Origin of the sequence: Microbacterium sp. NPDC056234 (assembly GCF_042267585.1) — a bacterium.
Taxonomy (GTDB): domain Bacteria; phylum Actinomycetota; class Actinomycetes; order Actinomycetales; family Microbacteriaceae; genus Microbacterium.
In genome coordinates this window covers 1,087,363-1,098,585 of the sequence record NZ_JBHJTE010000001.1, presented here as the reverse complement: position 1 = coordinate 1,098,585, position 11,223 = coordinate 1,087,363, and the positions used below count along the sequence as shown (strand labels likewise).

Here is an 11,223-nt window from a genome sequence, read left to right as displayed (position 1 = left end):
CGCATGTCGACCCCGCGTCGTTTCCCCTCGGCCGTCTACCGCCACGGCGACGAGCCCGACCCGCGCTTCACGCTCGCGAACGAGCGGACACTGCTGGCCTGGATCCGCACCGCCCTGGGCCTGATCGCCGGCGGCGTCGCACTCGAGGTGCTGGGGCTCGACCTGCATCCGCAGTTGCGTCTGGCCGCGTCGCTCGTGCTCATCGTCGCCGGGATCGCGACACCGCTGCTCGCCTGGCTGGGATGGATCCGCGGTGAGCGCGCCATGCGTCTGGACGCCCCGCTGCCCGGCTCCGTGCTCGCCCCCGTCGTCGCGGTGGCTGTGACCGTCGCGGGCATCCTGGTGCTCGTCGCGGCCCTGCTGTGACGCAGTACGACCCTGGACTTCAGCCGGAGCGGACACAGCTCGCCTGGCGCCGCACCGCCCTGTCGATCGCGGTCGTGTCGCTGATCGCCGCCAGGGCGCTGCCGCTGATCCTCGGGTCCGGCGTGTGGGTCATCCCCGGGGTCGTCGGCGTCGCGGCATCCGCTGTGCTCTGGGTCGCCTCGGCACGGCGCGCCGGCGCCGTGGACCGCGCGCTGTCGCCCGTCCCGCACCCGGATCGGATGCCGGACGGACGACTGATCGCGGTAGTAGTGGTGTTCACCATCGCCGCGGGTCTGCTCGCGCTGGTCGTGCTGCTCGTGGGCGTTCCGGCCTGAAGCCGCCAGTCCGAGCGCGCGTCAGCCGCGGATCTCGCGGAGGAAGGCCGCCACGTTCTCCTGCAGCTTCAGGATGCGCAGCTCGCGTGCCGTCTCGCGGTCGTAGCCCTCGTACGCCAGTGGGGGCAGCATCCGCACATTGCGGGAGCAGCCGAACTCGGCGCACGCGAGCGTGCCGATCGTGTCGCCGTTGCGACCGCGCGGTCCGGCCAGGCGGGCCGCATAGAACTGGACGTCGTTTCGCAGCGTGACGTCCTCGCACCAGGAGCACTGCGCGCGCGTCTGCACCCGTTGCTCGGCGCGCTGCAGCAGCGCGGCGGTGAGCACACCGTCGACCTCGGTCACGATGCAGGCGCGACGCGGGTGCTTCGCGTCGACCCAGCCGAGGTAGTCGAGTCGATCGAAGTCGAGTTCGGCGAAATCGGCCGGCATGGTCAGGGTGGCTGCCTCTTTGCGAGAGGCGTTGATGAGGGCTGCGCGGATCTCGCGCTCGTCGATGGGACGCATGGGTGAATGCTTTCGGACGGTGGCCGCCGCAGCGGCTTCGGAAGGATGAGGTGACGGCATCCGCTCAGAGGGATGCCGGGTACGACGCGTCACCGGAGACGGGAGTTCCGCCACCGGCTGATGGTCAGCCTCTGCCGCCGGCGCGAAGCGCGCCTGCGGCCACCTTCCGCGCCCCGAGGGCGCTCATCGTGAACAGCACCCGGCGAGTTTACACCCGCCGGGTGCGCGCAGCTGGGACCGCGGTGAGCGTTCGGGTCGGGCGATCGCTCACCCGCCTGCCGCGTGTCAACGCACCGGAGACAGCTGCGGCACGTCGTAGCGACGCGGCGTGCCGAAGCGGTGCGCCGTGATCGACACCGCCTGCTCGCGCAGGAACGTCAGCAGCTCGACGCGGCCGGCCGCCACCACGGGGTTCGCGTACAGCGCCAGGCTCGGTGCACCGTCGACGGCCTCGGCGGTCGTCGACGCCTCTGCACCGATCAACCGGACGCGTCCGTCGGATGCCGCGAGCCGCCGCGCCCTCGCCGCCCACTGGTCGGCGTTCTCCACGACCACGGTGATGTCGCGCGCGCCCAGCCAGGTGATCACGCCGGACGGCAGCGGCGACGCCACGCTCGCCGTCACACGGGATCCGGCCCGGCGACCGGCGGCGGCGACGCGCAGGAGCTCGACCACGCGCGATCCCTCGAAGCGCAGCGTCACCGGCACCGCCTGGTAGCGCAGCACGTTCTGCTCGGTGACGAGGCCCGTCGCGTCGCGGACGATGCCGAACTCGGACGCCCAGGCGTCGATGTCTGTGGCGAGAGCTCCGCGGAGCCACTCGGCGTCCGGTCCGTCGACCAGGGAGACGGCCGACGATGCCAGCTCGTCGAGCGAAGTATCCGAGTGCACCGCGGCATCCGTCCACTCCGACAGCCCGACCAGGTAATTGGGGCCACCCGCCTTGGTTCCCGCGCCGACCGCGGCCTTCTTCCAGCCGCCGAACGGCTGACGCTGCACGATGGCGCCCGTCGTTCCGCGGTTGACGTACGCATTGCCCGCCTCGATCGACGCCAGCCACTGCTGGATCTCGTCCTCGTCGAGCGAGTGGATGCCGCTGGTCAGGCCGTAATCGATGTCGTTCACGACGTCGATGGCCTCATCGAGGCTGTCGGCCGTCATGATGCCCAGCACGGGTCCGAAGTACTCGACGCGGTGGAACTCGCTGCCGCGCACCACACCCTCGCGGATGCCGGGGCGCCAGAGCTGCCCCGCGTCATCCAGCTTCTCGGGCTTCAGCAGCCAGGACTCCCCCGGGTGCAGGGTGGTCAGCGCCTCGAGCAGCTTGCCCTCGGCCGGACCGATCAGCGGACCGATGCGGTTCGACCCGTCCACGGGAGATCCGACGTCGTAGGCGCGCACCGCGTCGACGAGCTGACGGCGGAACCGCTCCGACCGCGCGGCCGAGCCGACCAGCACCACGAGCGAAGCCGCCGAGCACTTCTGACCGGCGTGGCCGAACGCCGAGTACGCGACATCCTTCGCCGCGAGATCGAGGTCAGCGGACGGCGTGACGATGATGGCGTTCTTGCCGCTCGTCTCCGCGAGCAGGGGCAGGTCCTTGCGGAACCCGCGGAACAGCTCGGCCGTCTCGAACCCGCCGGTGAGGATGACGCGGCCGACAGCCGGGTCGCTGATGAGCTGCTGCCCGAGTTCGCGGCCGTCGAGCTGCACGTACTGCAGCACCTCACGAGGGACGCCGGCCTCCCACAGCGCCTCGACCATCACTGCACCGGAGCGGCGAGCCTGCCTGGCGGGCTTGATGATCACGGGCGACCCGGTGGCGAGCGCCGACAGCGTGGAGCCGGCGGGGATCGCGACGGGGAAGTTCCAGGGCGGGGTCACGACCGTGAGCCCGACCGGCTGCATGACCGCACCGTCGACGTCGGCCAGCGCGCGCGCGGACTCGGCGTAGTAGTGCGCGAAGTCGATCGCCTCCGACACCTCAGGGTCGCCCTGCTCGATGACCTTGCCCGCCTCGGATCCCATGACCTCGAGCAGGTCGGCCCGCCGTGCCTCGAGCACCTCGCCGGCGCGATGCAGGATCGCCGCGCGCCCCTCGGCTCCGAGCGCGCGCCAGGCCTCGCCTGCGGCGACGGCAGCCGCGATGCGGTCCGCGACCTGCTCCGGCGTCGACAGGGTGTTCGCCGCGACCGTGTCATCGCCCAGGGTCGACTGCGCCATCCGGGAGCGGATGCCGTCGGCCCACGCCCGATTCGCCGCGAGCGACGGGTCGGTGTCCGGAGTGTTCTCGAACGCGTCGGTCGGCGCGGAAGTCGCCGGAAGCTGGCGGTTCTGCGTGCGATTCGCGCCGGGGACGCCCGTCGGCAGCGACGCGACTGAGGCGAGGAACCGCCGCTTCTCGCGCTCGAACAGCGCGGGATCCTGGTCGAGGTCGAAGACGGCAGACATGAAGTTCTCCTGCGATGCGCCCTCTTCCAGTCGGCGGATCAGGTACGCGATCGCGACGTCGAACTCGTCCGGGTGGACGACGGGCGTGTACAGCAGCAGCGAACCGACGGTGCGCTTGATGACCTGCGCCTGCGCGCTGGCCATGCCCAGCAGCATCTCGAACTCGATGCCGTCGGTGACGCCGCGGCGCTGCGCGAGCAACCAGGCCAGGGCGATGTCGAACAGGTTGTGGCCCGCGACGCCGATACGGACGCTCCCGATGTGCTCGGGGCGCAGTGCGTATTCGAGGACCGCCTTGTACGAGGCATCCGACTCCTGCTTGGTCGACCATGTGGCGAGGGGCCAGCCGTGCGTCTCGGCATCCACCGTCTCCATCGGAAGGTTCGCGCCCTTGACCACGCGCACCTTGATCGGTGCGCCGCCTTTCGCCACGCGAGCGGACGCCCACTCCTGCAACCGCATCATCGCGCCGAGGGCGTCCGGGAGGTAGGCCTGGAGCACGATGCCGGCCTCGAGTTCGTGGAACTCCGGCCGGTCCAGGATGCCGGTGAACACCGCGATCGTCAGATCGAGGTCCTTGTACTCCTCCATGTCGAGGTTGATGAAGGTGTCGCCGGCGACCGCGAGCTCGTAGAGCGGGTGCAGCGCCTCGGCCGCGTGCGCGACGGCCTCGTCGAACGCCCACGGGCTGTGCGGCGCGACCGTCGAGGACACCTTGATCGAGACGTAGTCGACGTCGTCGCGCTGCAGCAGGCGACGGGTGCCCTCCAGACGGCGGGATGCCTCGTCGCGCCCGAGGATGGCCTCGCCGAGCAGGTTGATGTTGAGCTTCACGCCCTGCGTCTCGCGGATGTGCGCGATCGCGGCGCCGAGCTTCTCGTCGCGCGCGTCGACGATGAGGTGGCGCACCATCTGGCGCAGCACGGCACGCGCGGCGGGGACGACGATGCCGGGGACCATCGTCGAGGTGGCGCCGCCGAGCCCGATGGCGGCGCGCATCGGCGCAGGGAGGAACCCGGGAGTCAGGGGCACGAGCTCCTTGAGCTTGCGGGCGGCGACCTTCGTGTCCTCGGGGCGGACCACGCCGTCCACGAACCCGACGGTGAAGTCCAGACCGTTCTCGTCGCGCAGCACGCCGGCGAGGCGCTCGCCCGCGGCATCCACCGGCACGTCGCGGCTCTCGACGAGCCACCGCTTCACCAGGGCGACGGCGTCGTCGGCCAGGTCTGCGAGGTCGGAGACGGATGCTTCGGTCGACGGCGCGGCGGAGGTCATGGTCTCAGTGTGCGCCTCGACGAATGGTCGTGAATAGCGCACGTTTACGATGGGTACTGTTCGTATCCATCGATGTTTTCCCGGAGGTGCCGTGTTCGAGCTGAGACGTCTGCGGCTGCTGCATGAGCTGGCGCTGCGCGGCACGATCGCCGAGGTGGCCGCATCGCTGGGATACAGCGCATCGACCGTGTCGCAGCAGCTCGCCCAGCTGGAACGCGAGGCCGGAGTCCCGCTCCTCGAACCGGACGGGCGGCGCGTACGGCTGACCGCGCAGGGGCGCGTGCTCGCCGCGCACGCCGCGCGGGCGCTGGAGCTCGACGAAACCGCCCGCGCCGAGCTGTCGAGTTCGCAGAACGCACCGGCACGCGTGCGCATCGCCGTGATGCCGACCGCCGCAGAGGCCCTCGTCCCACCGGCACTGAGTCTGCTGGCGGCCCGGATGCCGGAGCTGCGCGTCGAGATGCGGGAGCTGGCGCCGGAGGTCGCCCTGTTCGAACTGCAGGCACGGGCGTTCGACCTCGTGGTGGCCGAGCAGTACCCCGGTCACACCCGACCAGTGAGCGAGGGGATCGACCGAACTCTGCTCGGGCGCGACCCGATCCGGTTGGCGGTTCCGCGCGGAGATGTCGCCGTCGAGCTGGCAGACCTGCGCGATCGGGCATGGGTGCTCGAACCGCAGGGCGCGGCCGTCCGGCGGTGGGCCGTACAGCAGTGCCGGGCGGCGGGGTTCGAGCCCGATGTGCGATTCGAGGCGACCGATCTCGTGGCGCACGCGCGGCTCGTCGCCGCAGGCCACGCCGTCGCGATGCTGCCGGATCTCGTCTGGACCGGTGATCACGCCAGCGTCCGACTGCTCGAGCTGCCAGGCTCGCCGGTGCGCGAGATCTTCGCGGCGACCAGAGCGTCGTCGCGCGACAGCGCAGGGGTGATCGCCGTGCGCGACGCGCTGGCCGAGGCACTCGAGGCCCACCGCCCCCACTGAGCGCGGTTGGCGTCGGGAATGTTTCGTCGCGTGTCGGGGCAGGTTTCGCAGCCAGGAACGCCGACCTACTCTTGCTGGAACATCCCGACCGTCAGGAGATCATCGTGTCCAGCCCGCAGCCCGCCGTCTCGCCCCTCCAGGTGCGTGAGCGTGCAGCGTGCATGTGCGACCACGGTGACATCTGCTCCTCCTTCGCACCGGGGCATGCGCTGCACCTCATCCAGGCTCGCGTGGCGTCGGCGACGCCGAGCGACTGGATCGACGCGATCGTCGAATCAGCGGATGCCGTGACGGGCGACCTCGTCGTGCGCGACCTCGGCGGGTCGGCTCACGTGCTGTGGAACGGTTCCGGCGCCGCGCTCGAAGCGGGCGTCGGCACTCCGGTGGCACTGCATCGCCGCTATCACGTGCTGGCCATCGGGCGCACGCAGTTCAACGTCGCGACCGCCTGAGCTGACCGGCCGCCGGCGGCCGTCAGGCCGCGGCCATCATCATGTTCTTCATGGACATGCAGGCGTCCATGCAGGCCTGGCACGACTGAGCGCACATCTTGCAGACCTCGCTGTGATCGGCGTGCTCCATGCAGGCGTCCATGCACGTCTGGCACATCGCGATGCAGGCGTCGAGCATCGCCATCATGCTGGCCATGGTCATGCCCTGCATCCGCATCATGGACCGCATCATCGTGTTGCACATGTCGGCGCAGTTCATGCAGGCCGGCGCACAGTCCATCAGCTGCGTCGAACACACCGTGCAGGCCTGTTCGCAGGCGGCGCAGGCATCCATGCAGGCCTGCATGACGGCCATGTCCATCGTCTGCATGCCAGGCATCGACATCATGTCCTCGGACATGGCGCCCATCATCATCGAATCCATCTCGCACCTCGCTCGTCGTTGCGGCTCTCGCCGGTGAGAAGCGGGCAGGGGACCCGCCTGTCGCCAGAGTAGCCCCGGAGGCGGCTCGAGTCGATGGCGAATCCGAGGGATGCCTCGGCCGCCTGTGATCGGTAGTCCTTCCCCGGTGACATTCTGGTGGCTCAGACCTCGACCGAGGGAGCGACGATGCACTCCGACACCCCGCAGACCCTGTGGCCAGGCGATCCGTCGACCAGGTGGGCGCAGGCCGCGACGACCCGCCGGCCGGCTTTCGTACGGCCGGAGAGAGTGCCGCGCCCCGAGTCGGCGGACGAGGTCGCACGGTGGGAGGATCCGAACGGATTCGACGCGACAGAGCTCTATCACGCGCCGATCTTCTGGGTGTGCCTGCCGGCCGCCGCCCTCGGAGTGATGATCCACGGGGCGATCACGAATCCGACGGGCATCGGGTGGAGCGGCAACGTCTTCGGAGAGAGCGTCCAAGCGGGCCCCTGGAGCTACTGGATCGTCTGGGTGGCCGTCATCCTCTGGCTGATCGGTGCGATCGCCGTGCTCGTCTTCCGTGTCCGGGTCGTCGCACCGGACATTCGCAAGGATGCCGAGTGGATCTACGCGCACGGGGTCGCCCACTCGATTCATCCGTCGCCGTACACGATCGATGACGGCGAGGGCGGCTACTGGCCGACATTCATCGCCATCGATCATCGGCTTCGCGAAGACAAGGCGACTCGGGTCTTCCGCGCGCTGGATGCGTGGCTCTCGCAACCCGATGTCCAGGGCGCGCTGAAGTACGGATCGCTGCGGGGCCGTGCACCCTTCACCTCGGAAGAACTGTTCGGGCCGCCGGGCGCCGGTGGCCTCTACCTCGGGTCGATCCCGGGATTCGGCTCTGCCGGAGCGTTCCTCGAGCACGAATGGGTGCTCATCACCGACCCTCGTGAGCCCGTTGACGACAGATCGGACAGAAAGCATGTCACGACGGTCCCGACGATCGCGGAGCTGCGGAAGATCCGCGCTCGGCTCCACAGGAAGGCCGAGCGCAGGAGCCCGCGGTGAAGTCCGCGGCGGACCGGCGTGCCGGACGCGGGTGCTCCTGACCGAGGCGCATGACGACATCATCCGGGCCGGATACGACCTCGGCTATCACTGCGTGCATGACGAGCCCGTCCCCGGATCCGACCTGCTGCTGCGTCGGTTCGCGAACGACGGATGATCCTTCCGAATCGCCCCGGTGTCCCCCGGCGGGCGTAGTCTCGCCCTGTGACCACGGCATCCCTCTCCGGCACGCAGCGATTGGTGATCTCCATCGCAGTGCTCGCCTCGTTCGTGACATTCCTCGACGGCACGGTGGTGACGGTCGCGTTGCCCGCCATCAGCGACGAGCTCGGCGGCGGCATCACCACGCAGCAGTGGGCTGTCGACGCGTACCTCATCACGCTGAGTGCGCTGATCCTGCTGGCCGGCTCCCTCTCGGATGCCTACGGCCGCGTGTTCGTGATGCGCATCGGGCTCATCGCCTTCGGCATCTCATCGGTCGCCGTCGGTCTCGCGTTCGATCCGGTCATGCTCATCGTCGCCCGCGCAGCGCAGGGTGCCGCCGGCGCTCTCCTGGTTCCCAGCTCACTCGCCCTCATCACCGCGACCATGCGCGGCGAACTGCAAGCGCGCGGAATCGGCGTATGGACGGCGTTCACGACCTCCGCTCAACTGATCGGCCCACTGCTGGGCGGGCTGTTCGTCGACTTCCTGTCATGGCGATTCGTCTTCCTGATCAACGTCGTCCCGATCGCCGTCACCCTCGTCCTGCTCTCACGCCTCCGTCTGCCGGAGCATCCGCGAGACATCCGCGTGGACTGGCTCAGCGGGGCGCTGTGCGCCGGCGGTCTCGCCGGCGTCGTGTTCGCCCTCATCGAGCAGCCGAACCTCGGATGGGCGTCGCCGGCGATCTGGATCCCCGGTGTCCTCGGCATCCTGTTCCTCGCCGGTTTCCTGCTCCGCCAGCGCACGGAGAAGTCGATGATGCCGCTGTCGCTGTTCCGCATCCGCAACTTCGGCTGGGGCAACCTGGCGACACTGTTCGTCTACGCGGCGCTCTCACTGAACGGCTTCGTGATCGGGGTGTATCTGCAGCAGGGCGCCGGCCTCAGCGCAACCGCGGCCGGCCTCGCGAGCCTGCCCATCACCATCCTCATGATCCTGCTGAGCGCCCGCGCCGGCGCGTGGGCCGGACGCTGGGGTCCACGCATCTTCATGACCGTCGGGCCGCTGATCATGGCCTTCGGAGCACTGCTGCTTCTGACGGTGTCCGGCGACTTCGACTACTGGTGGCAGGTCCTGCCGGCGATGATCGTCCTCGGCATCGGCTTGTCGCTCACGGTCGCGCCGCTCACCGCCGCCATCCTCGGCGCCATCGACGAGCGCCGCAGCGGGATAGCCTCCGCGATCAACAACGCGATCTCCCGCGTCGCCGGGCTGCTCGTGGTGGCCATGCTCTCCACCATCGTCGGCGGAGCGCTCGACCTGAACGGATTCCACAACGCCGCGTGGGTCACCGCCGTCCTGTTCGCGATCGGCGGCGTGGTGTCGTGGATCGGGATCCGCCGACCCGTACCCGAGCCCGTGGCCCACTGACCTACCGGCTCAGGCCGCGTCAGAGCTCAACCGGAGGAGCCGCCGGCTCGTCGTCGGCGGCCTCGGGGTGGCGCGCCAGATTCACGATCGCCGCGACCAGGCCGCCCCAGACCGTGAGCATGGCGACGATCATCATGATGATGGCTGTCGTGGTCATGCGCCCGCCCCCTTCTCCTGTGCGCCCAGATGCATGGCCGCGGTCTCCGGATTCGGCTCGTAATGCTCATCGGCGAGGAAGGCATCGTAGTCCGGGTCGTCCTTGGCATGCGAGTGCTTGCTCCACGGCACGACCGAGAGCAGGACGGCGAACACGACGAGTGCGATCACCATCCCCCATCCGAAGATCCCGATGAACCAGACCGGGTATCCCCCGTAAGGTTCGGAGATCTTCTCGATCAGCCCCGTCACGAACAGGTAGCCGAGCACGATCGGCGCGAGCGCCGCGACGAGCAGACGCCAGAGAATGCCGACGCGGAAACTCGAGCGCGCGTTGAGGTGGTCCTGCAGGCGCGGCAGCTGGTGCAGGACCCACGCGACCACCACGACAGCGACCAGCGCCACGGCCATGATCCCGAACGCGTTGACGAAGGCATCCGTCGTGTCGAGAACGACCAGCGCGGTCGTCGTGGAGAACAGTGCGATCGAGACGATCGCCAACGGGATCGAGACGGTCAACGTCGTCCGCACCCGCCGCCAGCCGAGCTTGTCCTGCAGGGCTGCGACGATGACCTCGATGACCGAGATGAGAGAGGTCACACCGGCGAAGGTCAGCGCACCGAAGAAGAGCACGCCGATGATCGTCCCGCCGGCCGCCTGCGACACGATCGTGGGGAACGCGACGAAGGCCAGGCCGATCCCAGAGGTGGCGACGCCGGAGACTTCGACGCCCTGCGCCTGCGCCATGAACCCGAGAGCTGCGAACACCCCGATTCCGGCGAGGATCTCGAAGCCGGAGTTCGCGAACGCGACCACGAGTCCGGATCCGGTGAGGTCCGTCTTGCGCTTGAGATACGACGCGTACGTCACCATGATGCCGAACGCCACCGACAGCGAGAAGAAGATGTGCCCGTAGGCGGATGCCCAGACGGCCGGATCGGCGAGCGCCGCCCAGTTCGGCGTGAAGAACGCGTTCAGTCCGTCCAATGCGCCGGGCAGGAACAGCGACTGGACGACGAGCGCTGCGAACATCACGGTCAGCAGCGGCATGAGCACGGCGTTCGCCCGACCGATGCCCCGCTTGACCCCGAACGCCATGATCACGATGACGACCACCCAGACCACCGCGAGCGGTATGCCGACCTGAGGCACGAACGTCGTCGAGATGCCGACGTCCTTGACATCCTCCGACTGCAGGAATTCACCGCCGAAGAACGCCTCCTCGTTCCCCGCGCCCCAGCTCAGCTGCGCGGAGAACCAGGTGTACATGGCGGCCCACGCGATGATGACGGCGTAGTACAGAGCGATGACGACGCTGATGAGCACCTGCCACCATCCGAGCGGCTCGGCCACGCGGTGCATCCGTCTGAACGCCAGGGGCGCTGAACCGCGGAAGCGGTGTCCGATCGCGTAGTCGAAGAACAGCAGCGGGATGCCGGCGGTCAGAAGCGCGCACAGATACGGGATGAGGAACGCGCCTCCGCCACCCTCGTACGCGACGTACGGGAACCGCCAGATGTTGCCGAGTCCGACGGCAGATCCGATGGCCGAGAGGATGAAGACGTTGCGCGAGCCGAAGGCTTCGCGCTTCGGGCTCTGGGAGAGCGTGGTCGCGGCTGCCATGTCCCCGACGATATCTCACCG

Annotated in this window: 12 protein-coding genes; 7 read left to right on the top strand and 5 right to left on the bottom strand. The window is 69.2% G+C overall.

Translation table 11 applies throughout. The features are described from left to right. Positions 1 to 3: 3 nt before the first annotated feature. Complete coding sequence (locus ACFCYE_RS05200) at positions 4 to 366, top strand: YidH family protein (protein WP_376176894.1); 363 nt, start codon at positions 4 to 6, stop codon at positions 364 to 366. After that, positions 363 to 701 (top strand): DUF202 domain-containing protein, encoded by a 339-nt coding sequence (locus ACFCYE_RS05195; RefSeq protein ID WP_376176892.1) that lies wholly within the window; start codon positions 363 to 365, stop codon positions 699 to 701. Before ACFCYE_RS05200 ends, ACFCYE_RS05195 begins: the two co-directional genes overlap by 4 nt. Before the next feature lie 21 nt (positions 702 to 722). Here ACFCYE_RS05195 and ACFCYE_RS05190 read toward each other — a convergent pair whose 3' ends face one another. Beyond that, entirely contained in the window at positions 723 to 1,208 is a 486-nt protein-coding gene (locus ACFCYE_RS05190; protein ID WP_376176890.1) for an FBP domain-containing protein, read from the bottom strand. Positions 1,209 to 1,493: 285 nt separating this feature from the next. After that, complete coding sequence (locus tag ACFCYE_RS05185) at positions 1,494 to 4,934, bottom strand: bifunctional proline dehydrogenase/L-glutamate gamma-semialdehyde dehydrogenase (protein ID WP_376176888.1); 3,441 nt, start codon at positions 4,932 to 4,934, stop codon at positions 1,494 to 1,496. Positions 4,935 to 5,025: 91 nt separating this feature from the next. Here ACFCYE_RS05185 and ACFCYE_RS05180 point away from each other — a divergent pair, with 91 nt between their 5' ends. Both ACFCYE_RS05180 and ACFCYE_RS05175 read left to right on the top strand, forming a co-directional pair. After that, the gene (locus tag ACFCYE_RS05180) at positions 5,026 to 5,916 is read left to right on the top strand and encodes a LysR substrate-binding domain-containing protein (protein WP_376176886.1); all 891 of its coding nucleotides are present in this window, start codon (positions 5,026 to 5,028) and stop codon (positions 5,914 to 5,916) included. A gap of 104 nt (positions 5,917 to 6,020) precedes the next feature. Then, positions 6,021 to 6,368 carry a hypothetical protein gene (locus tag ACFCYE_RS05175; RefSeq protein WP_376176884.1) on the top strand — a complete coding sequence of 116 codons (348 nt, stop codon included), beginning with the start codon at positions 6,021 to 6,023 and terminating at the stop codon, positions 6,366 to 6,368. Positions 6,369 to 6,390: 22 nt separating this feature from the next. Here ACFCYE_RS05175 and ACFCYE_RS05170 read toward each other — a convergent pair whose 3' ends face one another. Next, on the bottom strand, positions 6,391 to 6,792 hold the full coding sequence (locus ACFCYE_RS05170; RefSeq protein ID WP_376176882.1) for a hypothetical protein: 402 nt from the start codon (positions 6,790 to 6,792) through the stop codon (positions 6,391 to 6,393). 186 nt (positions 6,793 to 6,978) lie between these two features. Here ACFCYE_RS05170 and ACFCYE_RS05165 point away from each other — a divergent pair, with 186 nt between their 5' ends. From ACFCYE_RS05165 to ACFCYE_RS05155, 3 genes are read left to right on the top strand one after another with little or no spacing between them, the layout of a single operon-like run. Beyond that, on the top strand, positions 6,979 to 7,848 hold the full coding sequence (locus ACFCYE_RS05165; protein WP_376176880.1) for a hypothetical protein: 870 nt from the start codon (positions 6,979 to 6,981) through the stop codon (positions 7,846 to 7,848). A 31-nt stretch (positions 7,849 to 7,879) separates the two neighbouring features. After that, complete coding sequence (locus tag ACFCYE_RS05160) at positions 7,880 to 8,005, top strand: hypothetical protein (RefSeq protein WP_376176878.1); 126 nt, start codon at positions 7,880 to 7,882, stop codon at positions 8,003 to 8,005. Between the two features lie 47 nt (positions 8,006 to 8,052). Beyond that, positions 8,053 to 9,423 carry an MFS transporter gene (locus tag ACFCYE_RS05155; RefSeq protein ID WP_376176876.1) on the top strand — a complete coding sequence of 457 codons (1,371 nt, stop codon included), beginning with the start codon at positions 8,053 to 8,055 and terminating at the stop codon, positions 9,421 to 9,423. A 19-nt stretch (positions 9,424 to 9,442) separates the two neighbouring features. On the opposite strand, the gene ACFCYE_RS05150 is transcribed toward ACFCYE_RS05155, so the two are convergent. Beyond that, positions 9,443 to 9,580, bottom strand: a complete 138-nt coding sequence (locus ACFCYE_RS05150) for a methionine/alanine import family NSS transporter small subunit (protein ID WP_376176874.1) — start codon at positions 9,578 to 9,580, stop codon at positions 9,443 to 9,445. Next, a complete protein-coding gene (locus ACFCYE_RS05145; RefSeq protein ID WP_376176872.1) occupies positions 9,577 to 11,202 on the bottom strand; it encodes a sodium-dependent transporter in 1,626 nt (541 codons plus the stop codon). Before ACFCYE_RS05145 ends, ACFCYE_RS05150 begins: the two co-directional genes overlap by 4 nt. Between the last annotated feature and the right edge of the window lie 21 nt (positions 11,203 to 11,223).

What these genes read in the sequence shown, in the direction of transcription:
- ACFCYE_RS05200 (WP_376176894.1), top strand. Translation starts at nt 4, where the DNA reads ATGTCGACCCCGCGTCGTTTCCCCTCGGCCGTCTACCGCCACGGCGAC.
- ACFCYE_RS05145 (WP_376176872.1), bottom strand. Translation starts at nt 11,202, where the DNA reads ATGGCAGCCGCGACCACGCTCTCCCAGAGCCCGAAGCGCGAAGCCTTC.
- ACFCYE_RS05170 (WP_376176882.1), bottom strand. Translation starts at nt 6,792, where the DNA reads ATGGATTCGATGATGATGGGCGCCATGTCCGAGGACATGATGTCGATG.
- ACFCYE_RS05165 (WP_376176880.1), top strand. Translation starts at nt 6,979, where the DNA reads ATGCACTCCGACACCCCGCAGACCCTGTGGCCAGGCGATCCGTCGACC.
- ACFCYE_RS05190 (WP_376176890.1), bottom strand. Translation starts at nt 1,208, where the DNA reads ATGCGTCCCATCGACGAGCGCGAGATCCGCGCAGCCCTCATCAACGCC.
- ACFCYE_RS05185 (WP_376176888.1), bottom strand. Translation starts at nt 4,934, where the DNA reads ATGACCTCCGCCGCGCCGTCGACCGAAGCATCCGTCTCCGACCTCGCA.
- ACFCYE_RS05150 (WP_376176874.1), bottom strand. Translation starts at nt 9,580, where the DNA reads ATGACCACGACAGCCATCATCATGATGATCGTCGCCATGCTCACGGTC.